Below are 22,411 nucleotides of genomic sequence, written 5' to 3' on the forward strand. Positions count from 1 at the left end.
ACCACAAAAAAGTTTTTATCTGTTATTTAAAGTTCTCTCAAGAATATATTCGGCCCTTTCCTTAAGGTTGCCGTATAATCTTATCTGATTTTTAAGCTCATCTATCGCTTCAAGCTGGCCTGAATCTATTCTCTTTTCAATATCCAATAATTTTGACCATTCGTCACCTGAAGGAAGCTGAAGGGTGTTTAACATGTCCTCTGAAAGGTTTACGTCAAAGGTGTTTCTGTTAATGGTAATGTGAATGTTAACCTCATTTTGCAAATCATAATATTTACGCGGACGACCTCTCAGGATTTTTTTATATGAAGAGTTCAGGATACCTATCTCTTCCATTGCACGCAAATGTTCTATGATTGCCTTTTGACCGATGTCGAGTTCATTAGATATTTCACTGACGAACATAGGCTCTTCCCTTAAAAGGTTAATGATGTCTCTTCTGGTTTTACAACCCATTACATCGAGGATATCCTCTTTATCAATCTCTCCTAAGTGGTCGTTATAGTTTCCTCTAATTTCTATGTGGCCATTAGAAGAATTGACATTTCTATTATTTTTTCGAATGTCGTTACTATCTGTCATGATTATACATTATATTAAAGATAATATATAAATCCCTATGTTTTTGTTACAACATGTAAGAAAAGGATTAACCCCCCAAATGAGCATTAAAAATAGAGAATACCAAACCCAACAATTTTTAAAAATCTGAAATATGCAAAAATCCCATATTTTAAAATATAAAATAACATAAGCAAGATTCAATGCAAATAAATGATTTAAATCGAATATCACAAACACTTTCATTATCGAAACCTTTATATAACTTTTTGTTACTATAATATAGTAAGAGAAAGATAACTTTTTGTTACTTTAATATTTTGGTTCCGAAAAACTTGAAGTAATAACTCTGATTTGATGAACCATTTTCCTATATGTCCATAAATTCCCAAAACCAAATATTAAAGAGCATTAAGTTCAATTCTCGATTAAGAGTTATTACAAAGGTTTTTCAAACAACCCTAAAAAAGGTGTCCATATGACTGACGAAAAAAAGAGTGAAACTGAAGTTTGCCAAGAGGATCTTCAAGAACCAACCGAAGAGGTCGTCGATGAGTTAGCCCTCAAGGATGAAGAGATTGCAAAACTCAAAGAAGATCTTGAAAAAAAGGAAGCTGAAACTCAGGAATACATTTCACTGTCTCAAAGACTGCAGGCAGATTTTGAGAATTTCAAAAAAATTACCGACAAACAGAATAAGGAAATCATTAAATTTGCCAATGAGAACATTATAAAAGAGTTTCTTGACTGTTATGAAGACTTCGGAAGAGCTTTAGAAGTTGAAAACGATGATAATTTAAGAGAAGGAATAGAACTTACCTACAACAAGTTCAAAGACATTTTAGCAAAAGAAGGTGTGGAAGAAATTTCCGCAAAAGGCGAAAAATTCGACTTGAACAAACATGAGGCATTGATGGTTCAAAAATCAGATGATGTTGAAAACGGATATGTCATAGAAGAACTGATGAAAGGATATATGTATAAGGATAAAGTTCTCAAATACTCAAAAGTTATTGTTTGTAAAAAATAATATTACGTTTATTTAATTATATAATAAAAAAAATTGGTGATAATTATGTCTGATACTAAAAAAGAAAAAATTATTGGAATTGATTTAGGTACAAGTAACTCAGCAGCATCAGTACTTGTAGGAGGAAAACCAACCACAATCCCTTCAGCTGAAGGAGCAAGTCAATACGGTAAATCCTTCCCAAGTTATGTTGCATTTACTGAAGAAGGTCAAATGTTAGTTGGAGAACCTGCAAGAAGACAGGCAGTTACCAACCCTGAAAACACAATCAGTGCCATCAAAAGAAGCATGGGTACTGACCACAAAGTGACTGTAAACGGAAAACAATATTCTCCACAAGAAATCTCCGCATTCATCTTGCAAAAAATTAAAAAAGATGCTGAAACCTTCCTCGGAGAACCTATTCAAAAAGCTGTAATTACCGTACCTGCTTACTTTGACGATAACCAAAGGACCGCAACCAAAGACGCAGGAACCATTGCCGGTCTTGATGTAGTAAGGCTTGTAAACGAACCAACCGCAGCAAGTCTCGCATACGGTCTTGACAAAGCTGATGAAGAAGACATGAACATTATGGTTTACGATTTAGGTGGAGGTACCTTGGATGTAACCATCATGGAATTCGGTGGAGGAGTATTTGAAGTAAGATCCACCAGCGGAGACACCCAACTCGGTGGTACCGATATGGATAACGTATTAATCAAATACCTTGCAGATGAATTCAAAGCACAAGAAGGTATCGATTTGATGGATAACGACCAAGCAGTACAAAGATTAAGAGAAGCTGCTGAAAAAGCAAAAATCGAATTATCCACCACTACAACCACTGAAGTAAACTTACCATTTATTGCAATGGGAAGCGATGGAACTCCTAAAAACTTAATCATTTCACTTACTAGAGCAAAATTAGAAGAACTGGTTGACAGCATTGTGGAAAAATCCGGAAAACCAATGCAACAGGCATTAGATGATGCAAAAATGAACAAAGCAGATATTGACAAAATCATTTTAGTTGGTGGACCTACCAGAATGCCAATCGTACAACAATTTGTAGAAAAATTCATAGGAAAACCAGTTGAACGTGGTATCGACCCAATGGAATGTGTATCCATGGGTGCAGCTATTCAAGGAGGAGTATTAGCTGGTGAAATTAAAGACATCGTTCTTTTAGATGTAACTCCATTATCCTTAGGTATTGAAACCTTAGGTGGAGTATCCACTACATTAATCGAAAGAAACACTACCATTCCTACCAAGAAAAGTCAAGTGTTCTCCACTGCTGCAGATAACCAACCATCTGTAGACATCAACGTATTGCAAGGAGAAAGAAAAATGGCTGCAGACAACACTTCACTTGGACGTTTCCAACTCGTAGGAATCCCACCTGCACCTAGAGGTGTTCCACAAATTGAAGTAACTTTCGATATTGACGCTAACGGTATTATCAATGTAACCGCTAAAGACAAAGGAACCGGTAAAGAACAGGCAATTACCATTACCTCTTCCACCAAATTGTCCGATGAAGAAATCGAACAAAAAATCAAAGAAGCGGAAATGAATGCTGAAGCGGATGCAAAAAGACAAGAAGAAATCGAAATTAGAAACAACGCAGACTCATTAATTTACACTTCAGAAAAAACCTTAGACGAACTCAAAGATCAAGTATCTGAAGATGAAAAAACAAAAGTCGAAGGACTTGTAGCTGAATTAAGAGAACTTATAGCTGGCGATGATGTTGCTGCCATTAAAGAAAAGTCTGATGAATTATCAAATGTAATTCAAGAGATTGGTGCAAAAATTTACCAACAAGCACAAGCAGAAGCACAAGCTCAACAACAAGCTGGAGCTGACCCTAATGCAGGTGCTCAAGACAACAACGATGATGACACAATTGATGCAGACTATGAAGTAAAAGACTAGATTAAATAATAAAGTTTTATTACATTGTTAGGAAAAATATATTAAAATCAGAAATCAGAATCAATCAATAAACTAACAATAGATAAAACTATTATTTTTTCTATCTATTTTTTTTAAAATTATTTTTTTAAGGTGAACAAATGGCAGACAAGCGAGATTATTATGAAGTTCTTGGAGTGGATAAATCTGCGGATGAAAAGACAATTAAAAAAGCTTATCGTAAATTAGCCAGGAAATACCATCCAGACGTTTGTGATGAAGAAGGCGCTGAAGAAAAATTTAAAGAGGTAAGTGAAGCATATGCCGTCTTGTCTGATGATGAAAAACGTCAAAGATATGATCAGTTTGGTCATGCTGGAATGGATGGATTTACTGCAGAAGACTTCTATCAGAACGTGAACTTTGAAGACATTTTCCAGGGATTCGATATAGGAAACATCTTCGATATGTTCGGTTTTGGAGGAGGAAGTCGCAACCGTGGAAGAACAGGTCCTCAAAGGGGTTCAGACATATACACCGAAGTTCCAATTTCTCTCGAAGAGGCATTCCAAGGATGTGACAAGGAAATCAAGATTACCAGAAGCGAGTTATGTCCGACATGTAACGGGTCCAAATCAAAACCTGGCGTAGATCCACAAACATGCCCAAGATGTGGCGGAACAGGACAGATTAAAGAAGTAAGCAACACCTTCCTGGGCCAAATGGTTAATGTAAGGCCATGCAGAGAATGTGGCGGAACCGGTAAAATCATTACCGAACCGTGTGAAGACTGTCATGGTAAGGGAAGCAAAAGGAAAACAAAAACCATTAAAATTGAAATTCCGGAAGGAGTTGACGAAGGCAACCACCTGAGAGTATCCGGTGAAGGAAACTGCGGTGAAGCACCGGGACTTGAAGGCGATTTAATAGTTACAGTCCATATCAAAGGACATAGGAATTTCACCCGTGAAGGAGACCACCTATATTTAGAACAGCAAATCAGTTTCCCTCAAGCTGCTTTAGGTGACCTGATCAGCATTCCGACAATTGAAGGAAAAGAGGTTGAGTTTAAAATAACACCTGGAACCCAAAGCGGAACAGTATTCAAACTTAGGGGACAAGGTATGAACTCAGTCAGACATTCCGGCAGAGGAAATATGTACGTTACCGTAAATGTCGTGGTTCCTAAAAAATTAAATTCCAAACAGAAAAAATTACTCAACGAATTCGCTGAAATCAGCGGAGACGAAATTAAACATGTTGAAAAAGGACTCTTTGACAGGGTCAAAGATGCCATGAAATAAGTTAGCCAACGCTAATTTATTTTTCTTATTTTTTTTGAAATTATTCCACAAACACCCCCTCATTTACGCCATCGAATTATTGAAAATTCAGTCAAATAAATGATACTTTACATGAAAATTTATCAAAATAAATAATTGATGATTGAATTTAAACGATTCAAATTTTTAAAAAAAGATATTTGAATTGCATGACCTATATGTTTGAAGACACTTTTTGAAATTATTAAAAAAAGAAAAAAGTTAGTGAGAAATTAAATCTCACTAGTTAATTTTTATTGTTGCTGTTTTAGTTGCGGATTTGTATGTATTATCTCCAGCGTAGCTGACAGTGGCTTTATATGAACCTTTTTTAGTTAAACTAAGTTTGAAGGTTGCTTGGCCTTTATCATTGGTTTTTGCTGTGATAGTTTTTCCGTCAACTTTTAAGGTTACTTTTTTGCCTGCTCCGAAGTATGTTTTACCGTCTGCACCTTTTACAGTACTTAATGTTACTGTGTATGATTTGGTTTTTGCAGATGCTTTATATGATTTATTAGGAGCGCTGATTGTAACAGGTTTTTTGGTAATGGTAATCAAGTATACTGACATTGATGCGTCATACTTGTCATCACCTAAGAATGCTACAGCGAAAGTTAATCTGTTTTCGGCTGCAAGGTTGATTTGTACGCTTGCATAACCGTTTTTATCAGTGGATCTTTCAAGGCATTTACCGTTGTAACCGATTAAGACCAATTTGTTTGCAAGAGGTTTGCCGTTGATATCTTTAAGCTGTACGGTAAAGTTTCCACCTCTTTCACCGGCATTGTATTCTACAGCGTTTTGAGTGTAGTTGTTACCTTCAACAACTGTAGCTGTTCTAACTGAAGCAATATCTTTTAAGGTAATTTTAACGGTGGAATTTGCATTGAAACTGTCACCGAGATTTACCAATTCGATTTTACCGTTGGTTAAACCGGTAGCTTTGAAGACACCATCCTTATCAGTGGTGGTGACACCTACGATTTTACCGTCAACGGAATATTGAACTTTAGTATCAGCCATAGCTTTACCTTCAGCATCTTTCAGGACACCTGTAATGTTACAGTCACCGTCAACTTCGGTAATGACAATTGAAGTAGCGTTTTTCTCACCGATTTCAGGAGTGTTGTTGTAAACTTCTGCATTAGCAGCGTTTCTGACACCTTCGTCACCAATAAATCTAGCAGCTTTCAACATGTTGTCGTGCACTGAAGCATTGTTGTTGAAAACGTCTATTGGATATGAGCCGGTAGAGACTACTATGTTATTTGTAATTTCGGAAGTACCCTGTTGAACTTTAATACCGATAGTTTCTACACCAAATGCTTCCCATACATATTCATCACCGATATTAGAACCTGCCGCAACGATTAAAGTATTATTGACTGTTAAGTTAGATCCTCTAAATGCAATACCTGTAGTGTAGTTACCTGAAAGGGTTATGAAATTGGACAATACTTCACTTTCAACATCACCTAAAGATAAACCGAATACGTTGTAAGCTTCAGCAAAGATGACGTTGTCAATATACATTGCTGTAACATTTTGACCATTCATACCGGAGTAAATAGCATAAGCGGATTGGACACCTTTAACATCCAACACATTGCTGTCAACTACACCGCTGGCAGGACCTTCAATGTCAATACCGTTAGCATAATATTCATCAGATACTGCTTGAATGGTGTTGTTGTTAATGTTGAAGTTTTGACCTGAAATAATGATTCCGTAAATGTAAGTGTGACCTAAAGCGGTAATGTTATTTCCAGAAATCATTGCATAATCAGAGTTTTTGAAGTCAACTGCATAAATAGTATCATAAAGACCTGAAATATTATTGTAGGTTACATCAACAACATTGTTTTCAAATCCGGCACCTTCACAATCTTCCACAACAATACCTTCACTTACAGGAGAGCTTACCCAATTTCCTGAACCTGCAGGGATTTCGGCCCAAGGAACATAACAGGAAACCAAAGACATATTGAATTTGTTGTCTGTAATTGAAGCGCCTAAAACATCAGCAACATAAAGTGCATTGTTAATGCCTAAACCTTCAGTATGGCCTGTGAATTTAACATCATTGCCTGTGATATTCAATGAAGACAATTCTTCAGCGTAGATGCCGTATGAGTCAAGACCGTCCATATCAGTGATATCGATTGTGTTATTTTGTACTAAAGCACCGTTACCGGTTAATAAAATACCTTTACCTTGACCGATGATAGAGTTATCTACTATGGTAGCATTACCATTAAGAGCTTTAATAGCCACACTTTCAACACCGAAGCTTTCCCAAACACTTTCATCACCTTTTTCGGATGAATTTAAGATAATTGTATTATTTTGGGCTGTCAACACGGTTCCGTTAAATGCAATACCTGTGGTGTAATTACCTGCAAGATCAATGAGATTATTTGAAATTGAAGTCATAATTTCACCTAAAGAGAAACCGAATACATTGTAAGCTTCAGCAAAAATGGCATTTGAATCATATTCTGATGAAACACTCTGACCGTTCATACCTGAATAAATTGCATAAGCGGATTGGACACCTTTAACATCAATATAATTGCCGTATACTGTAGCGCTAGCCGGACCTTCAATATCAATACCGTTAGCATAATAATTATCGGATTCTACAGTAATATTGTTAAGTTCTATAGTGATATTATCACCACTTGCCTGAATTCCATAAATATAGGTGTGACCTTTTGCAGTGATGTCATTTAGATTAATTGTAGTGAGATTAGAATTTTTAACACTAATTGCATAAATTGTATCATAAGAGCCTACAACATTATTATATGTCACGTTTATTGCATTACCCATCACTACAGGATAATAACATGAATCAATTACAATACCTTCACTGATTGGGAAACTTACCCAATTACCTGATCCGGCAGGAATTTCAAACCAAGGAACATAAGATGAAACTAAAGACAAGACAATTTTATTTACATAAATCATAGGTCTTTCACAGTTAGAAATATAAATTGCATTATTAATTCCGGCACCTTCAGTAGCGCCAACGTATTCAATTACATTGTTAAAAACATACAATTGTGCACCTAAGTCTTTAGCATAAATAGCATATGCATCAGCATCCTTATTGGCGTTGACTGTAATATTGTTCTCACTTACTGTAGCAGTTCCGCCAGTTAGAGAAATACCTTTACCCTGACCAATAATATAATTGCCTTCAATAAATGCATAACCGTTAGGGTTGGTGGCTTTAATACCAACAGTTTCAACACCGAAACTTTCAGAAACTGTTTCATTGCCTTTTTCAGAAGATACTAAACCGATTACATTACCTTGTGCATACAAATAAGTTCCATTATAAGCAATACCGGTTGTATAATTACCTACAAGATTGATAGAGTTGTTAGTGAGTTTAGCATATACATCACCTAAAGAGAAACCGAATACATTGTAAGCTTCAGCGGAAATGACATTATAGGTATAATAAGTGTAAACGCTTTTACCGTTCATGCCAGAGTAAATCGCATAAGCGGATTGGACACCTTTAACATCAATATCGTTATTGTATACAACACCGACTGCAGGACCTTCAATATCAATACCGTTAGCATAATTATTATCAGATTCTACTTTAATGGTGTTATTTTCAATAGTGAAGTTATTATCTGTAATAATCAAACCATAAGTGTAACTGTGACCTTTAACTGTAATGTTATTGTTTGTAATCACTGCATTACTGGAGTTTCTAAAGTCAACAGCATAAATAGTGTCAAACCATCCTGCAACTCCAAGATACCAAATATCAATGTAATTGTCATCCATTATAACTCCTTCAGAAGAATCTACAACGACACCTTCACTGAAAGGAGTACCTACCCAATTACCTGAACCAGCAGGGACTTCCTGCCAATCCACAGCAGCGGAAACTAACTGGAACTCAAATTTATTGCCTTTAATTCTGGCATTGCTTGAGTTTGTAATGAAAATTCCATTGTTTTTATAGGTTCCGTCAGTATTTCCACCATAGAAAACAACATTATTTAACAAGTTTAAATTATCTGAATTGATTGCACAAATCGCAACACCTTCAGGAGCACGGCTGTCAACGAAATTAACAGTGTTGTTTGCAATGGTTACATCAGAAGCGCCGACTAAAATAGCATCAGTTGAATTGACTTGATTTATTTCAAAGCCTGAAACTGTCACATTATTAGCAGTAATTAATAAAGAAATACCATTGAATGTAGCATTTTTACCTGTTAAGGTTATTGTGCGATCAATATCCAAATCTTTAAAATCATAATTTTCAAAAGTACCCTCAAATATCAATTCCTTGGAAGTGACATTAGTTCGTAACAACCCGTCCTTATCAAAATAATTGTAAAAATTATCAGGTGTTACAACCTCTGATTCAGGAGCATTTATTTGAGTATCTTGCTCTACAGCAAGTTCTCCCCCATCAACAGCTATTTCATCATCAGCTGCGATTACATCAGCGCCGTCATCTGCAGCAAAGGTTGTACCGACAGACAACATCACTAAACAAATCATGATTAATGAAATAACCAAAGTTTTTGTTTTAATATTTTCACCTCATTTAAATATAGATAAATTTAATAATAGCCTGTAAAATAAACAAATAAAAAATTGACTATTGATAAATATTTATAAATTTAAAGATATTTAAATATAATTCAAGGAAAATTTAAAAAAAAGTAAAATAAAGGTTAAACCTTTATTTTTTAATTGTTATTTTGTTTTTAATTGTGCATCCGCCATAGCTGGAAGTAATTGTATTTTTGCCAACGCCTAAGTTCTTAAGTGATAATGTAGCAATACCTTTGCTGTTTGTTTTGGCGGAATACTGTTTGTTTTTGAACTTGAAGGTAATTTTCTTGTTTTTCAGTATCTTACCTTTCTTGTCCACCAGCTTTACGGTGAATTTTGTTGTTTTGGATTTTTTCTGGGAAACATCCTTAGCTGTCAAGGTAGGTTTGAAGGTTATTTTCTTGGATGATGAATAACCGTTGCAGGTAGCAGTTATAGTATATGATCCTGCATTCAATTTGACAGAATATGATGCATAGCCTTTTTTGTCTGTTTTGACTGTTTTGGTTTTACCGTTTATCTTGAAGGTTACGGATTTGCCTGAAAGAACCTTTTTGGTGTTTGCATCCTTAATCTGTATCTTGTAAGTTACGGTATTTCCAAAGTAAACGTTATAGTTTTTAGCACCAACAAAAGATATCTTTTCTTTGACAGTTAATTTTGAAGTGGTTTTTGCACCATTATAGTTATCCTGATTTGCCACTTCAGCAGTCATGGAGTATGTTCTCAAAGTCAATGATGCTCCAACGGAATATGATAGTGTAGCAACACCATTGCTGTTTGTTTTTGCACTGCCCATATTTACAGCTTTTCCTGCTGAATTGATACGTTTAAATACTACTGATACGCCACTAATTGGATTTCCAAATTCATCCAAAACTTTTGCAACAACATTCCCTTTATCTCCCTGTCCAATGCTTACAGCAGCAACATTAATTTTCATGTTGCTTTTAGATACGAAAACGTTAATATCGAAAGAAGATGCCTTGTAGTCTTCCTTGAAGATTTTGGCTGTAAACAGATATTGGGCTGGAGTATAGGATGCATCAAATTTATATTTTGCAACAGCTACGCCATTTGACACTGTTGACTGAACCAGATATTTGCCGTCAAGGTCATAGAATTTGACAATAGCCCCATCCATTTTTTTATCTGTGACTAATTTGAATTCACCGGTTCCTCTATATTTAACAGTGACGTCTTCAACAGAAGCGTTTGCAATGTAGACGTAGTTGTCTGAAACGTTATTGTTTTTAGCATTGTTTATAGCTTTATTGGCAACGCCTTTTTCACAGATCAGATAGTTATCGGCAATGACATTGTTAATCGCTTCATCATCTAAAGAAACTGCATAACCTTTAGTTGATTTTACTTCGTTATCTGCAATGTAATTTCCGGTGGAATTAGCCATCAGTATAATTCCTGCATTGCCCGGTTTAATAGAGTCCAGAATTGCAGTATCAATAGCTTCACCATTACCGTTGGCATTAATTTTATTGCCAGTAATGATATTGTTGTTTCCATTCAGGAATATGACTCCGTATACATCTTTAGCATTTGCATCAATTGTATTGTCCAATACATTGTTATTATTGGAACCGTATCCTTCAATACCGTAGATTGCCTGTGAATTTAAATTGAGTCCGTTGTTTTTAACAGTGGATTTATGGGACAATTCAAAATAGATTCCATAAACTACAGCATCGGATTTTAAATTCAACACGTTGTCTTCTACAAAGGTATCTTCGGATTCATCGCCGATAATGATACCTTCAACACAGTAAACTCCATCAATAGTTATTTGATTTCCAACGAATGAATTGTTAGTAGCACCCTGACCTACAGGAGCGCTGTGTCCGGTGTAATAACCTAAAACACCCATTCCATAAATATAATTATCGTTAGCTTTTAGGTAAACATCATTGTATGAAACAGTGTTGTTATGGCTGTTAAAGTATATGTCAATACCTACAATGGAATTTTGAGAGGAGTTGCTGCCTTTGGTTGCTTGCTGGGATTCGAGTTTTGAGGTGACATTCACGTCATTTCCATAAATTAAATTATTTGATGAGTATAACAATAGGATTCCGTAAGTTTGATAAATTTCAGAAACAACATGTGCACCATCCATACAGTATTCATTACCGTCTACACAGTAGCGAGTACCGTCAATAACTAACTCATTACCATCCAAACAATAGGATTTACCATCAATTACAAGCTCATTACCATCCAGACAGTAAGTATTTCCACCAATGGTCACTTCATTACCATCCAAACAGTAGCTAGTGCCATTGACTGTTAACTTTTTGTTGTTGAACTGATAGTGAACACCGTCAATGACAAGCTCATTGCCGTCCAAACAGTATTCTTTTCCATCAATGTTTACTTCATTGGCATCCAGACAGTAAGTATTTCCACCAATGGTCACTTCATTACCATCCAGACAGTAAGTAGTTCCGTTGATTGTCAATTTGTTATCTTTAAACTGATAAGAAACTCCGTCAATTGTCAGCTCATTACCATCCAAACAGTAGCTTGTACCGTCAATGACAAATTCATTACCGTCAATACAGTAAGCAGTACCGTCTATGACGAACTCATTACCATCCAGACAGTAACTAGTTCCATTAATTGTTAACCCATTGTCATCAATACGATATGATTTACCGTCAATAACCAGTTCATTACCGTCCAAACAATAGGATTTACCATTGATTACAAGTTCATTACCGTCAATACATTTTTCAGGTGAGAATTGGTATGGTTTGCCAGTACCTATTGTTTTTATCACATTATTTTCAAAGGAACAGTCTTCACATGCATAGGAAAGTAATGTGAAAGTTAAATAATCTCCTTCAGAAGCCAATTCATTGTCTGACACTTCAATATCCGTTGATTGTAAAACATAAACTGCATAAGCCGCTTTTGGATCGCTTACGCTGATTTTGTTATTTGTGACTTTAACACCAGTTGCCTGATTAATGAAAATACCCCAAGCGTTTACTCTTTCAGCCGCTTTGTTGATAATAGTTAAGTTTTCAATCAATACTCCGCCGGAAGTTACTTTGAAAGTGGAGTTATAAAATATCGGGTTTTTACCAGTGATTTTGACCGCTTTTGTAACATATATAACTTCATTGCTGAATGTACCTGCAAAGTTTAAGATATCATCGTCTTTAATCTCTGATGTTAAACCGCCGTTGTCGTTAATGTATTTGCGGATATTTTCAGGAGTGATTGTATGTGTGGTTCCTTTAAATATATAAATTGGTTTGGATGTATCTATTACACCAGCAGGAGAGTTGATTAACCCTCCTTTATTGGATTCATAATCAATATTGGAAGTATCAGCCTGCACTCCAGCAACATCAATAGCATATTTGTTGTTAGTAGATATGATGTTATTAGCGATAGTAACATTTTTTGGCATTCTTTTTGAACTTAATTTTTCAATTAAAATACCTGCTCCGGAATCAGAAGTGATATTATTACCATCGACTATCAAACCAGAATCTTCACCGCTTTGATAAACTCCTGAACCAGATACAGTGAAAATAACATTATTTCTAATGATTACATTATTTCCACCTCCGACAATACCTCTACCTTTTAATGTTACATTAACAAAGTTATCTTCCACAATTGAATTGTCAATGGCTGTGATTCCAGCACCAGTGGAAATGACTTTAGCGCCAATTATTGTGTTGTTGGCCACATATGAATTATATGAAGCCACAATTCCATATTCCCCACCGGTTTCAACACCAGGGTGATTATAATCTGCTCCGGTAAGGTTAATAATCTTATTATCGATTATAATGTTACCACTGGAGGCGGTTGAAATACCCCTATAACCTCCAATTACAGTATTCTGTTTAATTATATTATTTTTACCCATTGCCTGAATACCATAAGCCCACGAGGTAGGCAATACGTTATAGTGAACTGTATTGTTGAAAATGGTGTTGTAATTTGATTCACCGCCTTTCAAAGGTCCGCCGGAATAACTTGACAGGTAAATTCCATTAGCATCATCAGCTTCAATATGGTTATTGGCTATGTAGTTATTATGTGAACCGCTTAGAATCAATGTAGGAGTGGATCTTGTAAAGCTACCGTGACCATATGTAATTCCGTATGTTGTCAGGTCATTGCCTGTAATGTTATTATAATTTGCTCCATTAGCAATGCAAATACAATATGAAGACATTCCGGTGTTCTTTATTGTACAATCCCTAACTGAACAGTTGCTGGCAGTGTTTAAAAATATACCATAGGTTGTAGCATTTGTATTTACAATGTTTAAATTAGCTATAGAACTTCCTGAAGCACCGCTTAAAAGAGTAATCATTGAATTGACCAATTTGTTTGAAGTACCCCCAACTACATTAACCGGCTTTTCAAAAACGAATGATTTGCCTGTGAAACTTCCCTGCAATACAATTGTATCTCCCGGATTTACGTCAGAAGATACCAGTTTTCCGTCATAAGAACTGAAATATCTAGCATAAGTGCTTTCAGTTACAGTATGCGAGGAAGGTGCGGCTGAAGCATTTGCATCTGCAACAGCATCATCCAGATTAGAAGAGCTATAACTAATATCATTATCAACAGGCACTTCCAAAGTGGCCTGACTAGCTTCATTGCTACCCAAATCAGTGATATTTCCATCACTGGCGGCGCTAACCGCACTTATGGAAACTATCAGTAGCAATAAAACTAAAAAAATATTAATTTTTTTAATCATTATTATACCTCATCATATTATTTTTACAAATATCATCGAAAATTTAATAAATTTTACTTTAAAAATTTTCTATTATATTGTTAATTTATGAAAAGATATATTATTTAAAAATTACTGAAAAAGCAGAATTTCTCAAAAAAAAGTCAAAAAAATAAAAAAAAGTTGATGATTAAATTAATAATCATCTTCATCGTCTTCATTATTGCGCCAGTATCCTACCAGGAATATTGCAATTAAAATAATAACCGCAATAATCACGAATATAGGCATGCTGGACTCTGTTGAACTTGCAGATTTAGATGCAGATTTCTGTGAAAGTTCATAGGACTTTGCACCTCCACCGGATGATGAATCCTGGGAAGATTGTGAATCACTAGCAGATTTCGCATCACCGCTTGCAGACGGATCAAGACCATATGCAGTTCTACCCCCATTGTTTGAACCATCAGACTGTTGCTGGGAAGTATTGTTGCTTAATGTGTTTGCGTTTTGATTCCCGTTGCTTTGGCCTTGATTACCATTATCGGATGGATCCTGATATAATGGTTCAGTATTGGTTGCCTGAGCAAGAATTTCTGCAAATTTCTGCTTTTGAGCCGGAGTCAGTGAACTCAACTGAATGATTTCCGCATTCCAGGCTAGATTTTTACATGTGTGGTGACAACATGCAACACCATAGTCGATTACGCTTTGCATATATGAATCAACCAATTTCTGAACTGTGCTTGCATCCCCGTCCCAGATTCCCTGCTGAGCCATATAAATCATCCATGCAGTGGAAGACTGGGAACCTGCAGCCAATTGCGCATTGCTTACACCGGCATTAATGCCTAAAACAGTGTCTGCCAATTGATTACCAAGTTCTTTATTGATCTTTTCGCCGCCGATAACTGTACTTGCATAGAAGTTCTGGAATCTTGATGCATAAGCATTCATACCCGCAGGGGAGTTGACCAATGAATTGATGTATTGAGGATTTAACAATATGCTTCTTACTTCAAAGTCTATTTCCTCTTTGTAAGTTCTTGAAATATAATTGTTCTTATTCCTGATATCGAAAAATGCAGTGTCAGGCCTTGATTTGCCTGTTCTGTTTTTCAATACGTTTGCAGCATTATACAACCCACCGAACCAGTCATAGTAATCATCAGAATCGAATAATCTCCATGAACTGTCAAAGTTTTGGGTGATAACATCCACTCTTTCAAGCAGATATTTGTAGTTCTCCTTCTGGTTGTTTACAACAATATTTCCCTTGCTGTCAAGAGTCCATGAATAGGATACCTTGCTTAGGTAAATGTCCATGGCATATTCATTGACGCTGGAAATATCCCAATCTGCAGTATTCGGAATAAGGTTTGACATACCGGTTCCTTCCAATACATTTCCAGGAAGACCAAAGAGCCTGTCGAGAATTGGATTTTCCGCATAATGTTTTTTAACGTAATTGTTGGTTTCATCCTCACCGGTAGCATTCAATGCCAGATTGACTGAAGTCAGCATCCATGTAATCCAATCCTTGTTGTTTGTAACCATACTTGCAAATACGTCTATTCTTGGCCTGTTTACAACAGAACCGTTATTCAAGGTTACATTCAAATCCTTCAGAGGAATCTGTTCCACACCAAGCACCTTACCGTTGTCTGCCCATACAGGCTTGCAACCCAAAAGGTACATGAATTCGGCCACACCGATTCCTTCAGTCCTGGAAATCTCAGTACCCCATAGGATTAATGAAGTCAGTTCCGGCCATTTGCCGTGCTGTTCATAGTAGTTTGCCAGAAGCATGTTTACTATGTTGACGGCAGATTCATAAGCCGCATGAGACGGCATTCTTGTAGGGTCAGATGCATAACCGTCATATCCGGTAGGTATTGAGTCCCCATATGAAGGGTCGGCAAACAGTCCTGATTTAACATAACGACCACTTAAAGAGAGCAGGATTGCGTTCCATTCATTGTTCCTTTGAATGTTTGCAATGACATCCTCACAGTAAAGTGTTGAGTTATACAATGCAGAACCTTCCTTGATGCCAAATTCCCTGTTCAGGTCTTTTACGGAAGTTCCGTTAACCAGACGATTGGAATAATTTTTTAGGAAATCCTTTACTGCCTGAACCTCTTTGGAATATTTGAAATCACCTTGCATTTCCTTATAGAAACTCATTCCTGCCAGTTCAGGATATAGGAATGCAACCAATTGGTCATAAATCTTGGTTTGAGAAGTAACAATCGTAATGACCTCCTCAGCCAGTTCATAACCTGTCAGTACTTTACCAATGGTATGAAGACCGAAAGTATTGAAATCATCTTCCATTGCATCAAGATAATGGTGCAATTCATCAATATAATCCTGGAAGGTTTCATTATCTGAAATGTTTCTAAAACCTAATGCAGGAGCCAAATCCAAAATCTTTTTCATGTATGATTCAGCATTTGATGTTACGTTAACAGCCATCTGTTCCTTATAGTAATTAATGTAATTTTTTAGGGTAGTGTAGTTACCGTACAACTCGGATGAAACCATTGCAGGAGTCATGTGAGTAATCAGCAATGCTGAACTCCTGTCCCTTGCAACCATCGCTTCACCAGGGTTGGATACAATATAAGGATATACTGTAGGAATCAGTGACAGCTCAAAAGTCCAGTCTCCAGGGAATGCACCAAGGTTAATACCCGGCAGCCATTCCAAAGTACCGTGAGTACCCATACTTACAATTGCATTGATATTGGCTGTCTTTTCCATCCATTTATAGAATGCAACATACTGCTGATGCGGAGGAATGACCAGACTGTGGTAATCCTGAACTTCCTCCCAACCTCTACTTGGCTGGAATGTGATGAACACGTTACCGAACCAGACACCCGGAATTACAATATACTTGTTCTTATAAACCATTGCAGGACCCAAATTGTCTCCCCAATAGCCAATAAGATCATTATACAAATCATCCCTGACGTCTGAAGTCAAATGCTCAAAGTCCTCAAGTGAAATCAGTTGATGATGAGCCATCAGTTCGTCCCAATTTTCTTCAACATACTTTTCAAGCAAACCTGAAGCCCATGAACCCTTATTGTTCATGTCAAAAATTATTTGAGTTAAATTATATACTGAAATAAGCTTTGTAAGGGTTTTATTGATTTTATGACCTTCATTTGATTTGATTAACCATTCATAAGTATTGTTATAGTAGTTGGAATACTCAATAGATCCGCCAATGTCATATCCCTGAACATACAGTTGAAGCAATAGCTCATATGCACTTGTAAATACATCCAGATATGAAGCACCGATTTCTGCCTTACCAGGCGGATAATTATAAAGCATGACAGCAATTTTCTTATCGGAATTTTCCAAATCATGCAAATCTGCCCATTTACAGTTCAGCTGAACCATCTTGTCGACACCTTCCTGAATCACGTGGGATTTTCCCAAACTGTCAACCCAAGATAAGGCCACCTGACCGAATACTCCTTCAAAACTTGGATATGTAACCATGTATGTCCATTCAACCTGAAGACCCAATTCGCTTTTATAACTGTATTCTGAAATTTCAACAATTCCTTTCAGCACATGCAAATCAATATCAGTCAAATCAGGCTCTGCAGTACCATTGGCATAGTCCAGAGACCAGCTGCACAATGAATTTACAGCAGCAAGCCCAACTTCAGAGATATTATTGATTGTATTTAGAATTGAAGACATAGGCGGTTGAGTTCCTGTCTTGAACACGTTGAATGCAGGTCTGCCATTAGCCTCATAACCTCTGATTAATGCATCTGAAACTTCCTCGCCACCATAATATGAAGCAATAGCTATGAATGGTTTTGTAGGATGGAATTTGGCAATGTAATCGCTTTCAAACTTTTTAAACAGTGCAGTCGGGTCCAGTACAGTGGTTAGCCAGACCACATAGTTTTCAGTCATCCAATTCAAACTGCCGTCGGAACTGTGGGTATAACCCGGATTTTCACGAATCCATTGGTTAATCAGTTTTCCTTCAGGCACCAGAGTATACATTCCCAAATCAGGATGATAAAATCCGCATTCAGGAGACATCAGAGGAGCGTTATCTTCATCAAGTGTAGGATCTTCATATTCTGACGGATTGATAAGATATTTGACATAAGCAAGATAATTTTTCATGTTGCTTTGAAGGATATCTGACTCTTCAATGTCACGGGCCTGGAAATAAGAACCTATATAAGTGTTTTCAATGGTATCGTAGGTATTGTTTTTAGCTGAAGCCCCGACAACGTGCAAACCTGTGTTGTTTAGGATTTGCTGTGAGAATACACTGAATGTGTATGCAACATTATATTTTGCATTGGCGGGAGACCTTGCCAAAAGCTCCTTTAGATACTGTCCTGTCAAAACACTGTATGCAGACTCTGAAAACATGTCAATATGCATGTAATTTGCATATTCAACGAGCCATGCTCTGGATTTATCGAAATCGGTGGTACTGATATATGCCACTCTTCTGGACATGTTCATCAATACGTCCACCTTTTCATTGTGGGAGTTATAGTCCACCAGAAGCAATATATCCGGAACGAACATGATATCATCGATTTTAACCGAACCGCTCTGTTTTTTAAAGTCAATATCCTTTAATTTTATAGGCTCATAGGTTGAATAACTTATTTCCAAACTGTATATGTCAGAGCCCAAATTCTTAATCACAACATTACCGGACGCATCCGTAATCAATGTTGAAATCGTTTTGTTTTTTGAATTATAGACTTTAACTGTGGCTCCAGCTAAATTAAACCCGTCTTCACTCCAAGTCTTGCTAGTTTCATTATAAGAATCAGTAACATGAACATTAATCGTATTGCTTGCTGTCAATACCCCTTCATCCGATGGAGAATTCAATACTTCATCAACATTTGAAATATTATTGCTCGTCACAAAATCATTGGAAACACTCATCACATCAGATACTGTTTCATTATTTCCTGCAAAAACTGCGCTTACAGAAAACAGAAGCAATATAGAAATCATTAATGCAAATATCACTCTATTATTTAATTTTACCGTATTTTCACCTCCCTTTACGCTTTTTAATAAACATAGCAATAATCTTTACTACATTTGTAAATCTGATTTGAAAACATATAAAACTTACTAAACAAAATTAAATATATACACAAAAAGGATACCTTTAAATACTTAATTGACTAATTAAAGTTTGCTATTATAAAGAGGTGATAATATGCGCAAGAGTACTATTGGTATAGTAATTTTATCTATAATTGTAGTTGGAATGATTATCCCAGTCGGATTTTCAGGCCAAGTCGACTCTGTGGTAGTTACCTACGGTGAGACCACATATGCAAATTCAAACTATAAGAATACTGTTGACACATTTTTCAAAAATCAGGCACATGCCGATTTGGGAAGTGCAAATTCAAAAGTAATCACAGCTAGTGAAGTGAATAAAATTGCAAGTACAATAACTGGTAAAACTTACGGATCAAACCAAATATTTTCATCAGCTCTCGTTGACTTGAACGACAACGACAATCTCGAAGTGAGTGTGGACAAATCAAAAATCACCACAATTACCGGAGACATGTATTTATCAGCATTAAAATCCGCCGGAATTACTAAAGGACACGTTTACGTTACAAGTCCGGTCACAGCAACCGGTGAATCTGCCCTGGCAGGAATCATGAATTCATATGAAGTCGCAACAAACGTTGAAATTCCGGATTCAGTAAAGGAAGCTGCCAACAATGAAATTTACACCCAGGCAGAAATTGTTGAAAATTCAAACGTCAGCTCAGAAGACCTATCAAAATTGGTTGATGATGTAAAGGATACAGTTAAAGAGGAAAACATTACAGATCACCAAACTATAGTAAACATAATCAACAATTACACTATCATAAATAATATTAATATTACAGATAGTGATATTGAAAACCTTGCAACAACAATCGAACAAATTCAAAATGCGCAAGGGGACATAAACAACTATGAATCACAGGTATCAGATGTTTTAGGCAATGCAACTGACAGTGATTCAGTGAAAGGATTCTTGGATGGGCTATTTTAATTAAATAGTCCCAATATTATTTTTTTATAAAAACTATTTTTGAAAACATGAAATGGAAAATAGGCAATGTCAAAATAGACAACCAAGTCGTTTTAGCACCAATGGCGGGAATATGTGACTCCGCTTTTAGAAGAATCGCTAAATCAATGGGTTGCGGACTTATCGAAACTGAAATGGTTTCGGCAAAGTCAATCGTATATGACAACAAAAAGACAAAGGAAATGTTGTATATGACAGATGGAGAACGCCCCATTTCACAGCAGATTTTTGGAGCTGAAGCAAAATCGTTTGAAATTGCATCAAAATTCATCTGCGAAACAATGAAACCGGACATCATTGACATCAATATGGGATGCCCCGTAACCAAAGTGGCAATAAAAAGCCAATCCGGAAGTGCGCTTCTAAAAGACACCGATAAAATCAGAGACATTGTTGAAAGCGTGGTAAAAAGCGTCCCAATACCAGTAACTGTTAAGATAAGAAGCGGATGGGACCCTGGACATGTCAATGCCCTGGAAGTTGCAGGAATCGTTGAAGATGCAGGCGCATCAGCAATTACGGTTCATCCACGTACCCGTGAAGACCGATATGATGTTCCGGCCGATTGGAGCATTATCAAAGACATTAAAGACACACTTTCAATTCCAGTAATTGGAAACGGAGACATATGGACATGCTATGATGCCAAAAAAATGATTGATGAAACCAACTGTGATGCAATCATGCTTGGAAGGGCGATTCGCGGAAATCCATGGCTGATAAAGCAATGCATAGATTATTTGGATGAGGGAATCGAACCTCAAAAAGTAACGATAGATGAAAAGATAGCCATGATTAAAAGGCATGCCGAGCTGTTATCCGAAATAAAAACTGAAAAAATAGCAATCCATAAAATGAGAACCCACACTGCATATTATCTGAAAAACACATACAGAAGCTCTGAAATAAAACCAAAAATATTTAAAATGAATACAAAAGAAGAGCTATATGACTTATTGGAAGAATTCAGACAGATGATTGCCTATTAGTTCGCCTCCTTTTGATGATTCAGATGAATTCCAATATGACCAATCACCAGAACTATTGTTGAAATTATTAAAAATACATTTTTTTCACAGATTCCAAAAGCAAAAAACCGGAAGAGTTACCCAGAACAGGAATTTTTAGGAAGTCACTATACATGTCCTTCATTGTTTTTGAACTTCTAAAATATCGGACCCAGTATATTTCATACAGGACCATTAAAATGAAAGCTATTGCAAGAATCAGTCAAATTATAGTATCTCCAATCAATATAATTGAAAAGAATACAAACAGCATTATCACCAATGCCAAACCTATGGGTGAAAATCCTAAATTCATTTTAACTTCACACAATCTAAAACTCCAATTGCTCTGCAATGCACATTTTACAGACCGCATTTGGCGATTCCATATTCGCATCCTTAACAGGACAATAGAACTTTCCATCATGTTCCTCCACTTCCAAAGATCCTGGAAACGGAGTGCCCACAGGATGAATCGGTTCTTCCAAAATAAACGTAGTATATAATGATACAATCCCATATATCAATGGGAATTTGGTTTTTGAAGTTATTGATTCATTGATATGATAGGACTTTAATGTAGCAACCGAATCTATGAACTCTCCCTTATCAATATTCTTATTATACTCATGATTATCGCTTGATATGTCACGGATGCGGCCTAAAAAATATTTTGCATATATGCCGTGACTTTTTTGCTTATAACTGTCCTGAACATACTTTGACTCTTCAATCATCTCGGCATTAACCTCCATCAAATCAAATACAGATATTGTTGAAGAATATTTTTTTAAAACTTTTAAGACCTCATCTGCAGATACAAACTCCTCTGAGCTAACAACGTCTGCAAAATCATCATACATATTCAAGGAATCGTTCATAAATTCACCCAATTCTATAAAAGTAGCACATCTGCCATATATAATATATTTTTAAAATTTGTATTTAAATGTTTATCGGCACAACAATAATAAAAGAAGTTCAAGTAATCATTTTAAAAACTTCTGATGGATTTGAGACAAAACAATGAAATTTCCGCAAGTACATACTAAAACACCAATTAAAAATCCACGTACAGCATGATTAAAGAACTGATAACAATGCAAAGTATCATTTTCGAATCGTTTCTTGTAAATACAATGC

General features: G+C 36.2%; 10 protein-coding genes. 5 read left to right on the forward strand and 5 right to left on the reverse strand.

The annotated features are described in order from the left end of the window. Positions 1–15: 15 nt before the first annotated feature. Positions 16–582, reverse strand: coding sequence for an ArsR family transcriptional regulator (locus tag Q0W04_RS03355; protein ID WP_298500445.1), 567 nt, complete (start codon positions 580–582; stop codon positions 16–18). A 457-nt stretch (positions 583–1,039) separates the two neighbouring features. Here Q0W04_RS03355 and Q0W04_RS03360 point away from each other — a divergent pair, with 457 nt between their 5' ends. From Q0W04_RS03360 to dnaJ, 3 genes are all read left to right on the forward strand, one after another. Next, positions 1,040–1,591, forward strand: coding sequence for a nucleotide exchange factor GrpE (locus tag Q0W04_RS03360; RefSeq protein ID WP_298500447.1), 552 nt, complete (start codon positions 1,040–1,042; stop codon positions 1,589–1,591). A gap of 45 nt (positions 1,592–1,636) precedes the next feature. Next, positions 1,637–3,511: a molecular chaperone DnaK gene (gene dnaK, locus Q0W04_RS03365; RefSeq protein ID WP_298500449.1), complete on the forward strand. Its 1,875-nt coding sequence runs from the start codon at positions 1,637–1,639 to the stop codon at positions 3,509–3,511. Positions 3,512–3,651: 140 nt separating this feature from the next. Next, a complete protein-coding gene (dnaJ, locus tag Q0W04_RS03370; protein WP_298500451.1) occupies positions 3,652–4,794 on the forward strand; it encodes a molecular chaperone DnaJ in 1,143 nt (380 codons plus the stop codon). A 261-nt stretch (positions 4,795–5,055) separates the two neighbouring features. Here the strand turns inward: dnaJ and Q0W04_RS03375 are convergent, their stop codons facing one another. From Q0W04_RS03375 to Q0W04_RS03385, 3 genes are all read right to left on the reverse strand, one after another. Further along, on the reverse strand, positions 5,056–9,351 hold the full coding sequence (locus Q0W04_RS03375; protein WP_298500453.1) for an Ig-like domain-containing protein: 4,296 nt from the start codon (positions 9,349–9,351) through the stop codon (positions 5,056–5,058). Between the two features lie 184 nt (positions 9,352–9,535). Continuing rightward, complete coding sequence (locus Q0W04_RS03380) at positions 9,536–14,158, reverse strand: right-handed parallel beta-helix repeat-containing protein (RefSeq protein ID WP_298500455.1); 4,623 nt, start codon at positions 14,156–14,158, stop codon at positions 9,536–9,538. A gap of 174 nt (positions 14,159–14,332) precedes the next feature. Continuing rightward, positions 14,333–19,180 carry a cobaltochelatase subunit CobN gene (locus Q0W04_RS03385; protein WP_298500457.1) on the reverse strand — a complete coding sequence of 1,616 codons (4,848 nt, stop codon included), beginning with the start codon at positions 19,178–19,180 and terminating at the stop codon, positions 14,333–14,335. Between the two features lie 196 nt (positions 19,181–19,376). Here Q0W04_RS03385 and Q0W04_RS03390 point away from each other — a divergent pair, with 196 nt between their 5' ends. Both Q0W04_RS03390 and dusB read left to right on the forward strand, forming a co-directional pair. Then, the gene (locus tag Q0W04_RS03390) at positions 19,377–20,222 is read left to right on the forward strand and encodes a DUF1002 domain-containing protein (protein ID WP_298500459.1); all 846 of its coding nucleotides are present in this window, start codon (positions 19,377–19,379) and stop codon (positions 20,220–20,222) included. A 47-nt stretch (positions 20,223–20,269) separates the two neighbouring features. After that, entirely contained in the window at positions 20,270–21,250 is a 981-nt protein-coding gene (gene dusB, locus Q0W04_RS03395; RefSeq protein ID WP_298500461.1) for a tRNA dihydrouridine synthase DusB, read from the forward strand. A 350-nt stretch (positions 21,251–21,600) separates the two neighbouring features. Here the strand turns inward: dusB and Q0W04_RS03400 are convergent, their stop codons facing one another. Continuing rightward, positions 21,601–22,149: a DUF2115 domain-containing protein gene (locus tag Q0W04_RS03400; RefSeq protein ID WP_298500463.1), complete on the reverse strand. Its 549-nt coding sequence runs from the start codon at positions 22,147–22,149 to the stop codon at positions 21,601–21,603. Positions 22,150–22,411 lie beyond the last annotated feature (262 nt).

Source organism: uncultured Methanobrevibacter sp. (genome assembly GCF_947170395.1).
GTDB lineage: Archaea > Methanobacteriota > Methanobacteria > Methanobacteriales > Methanobacteriaceae > Methanocatella.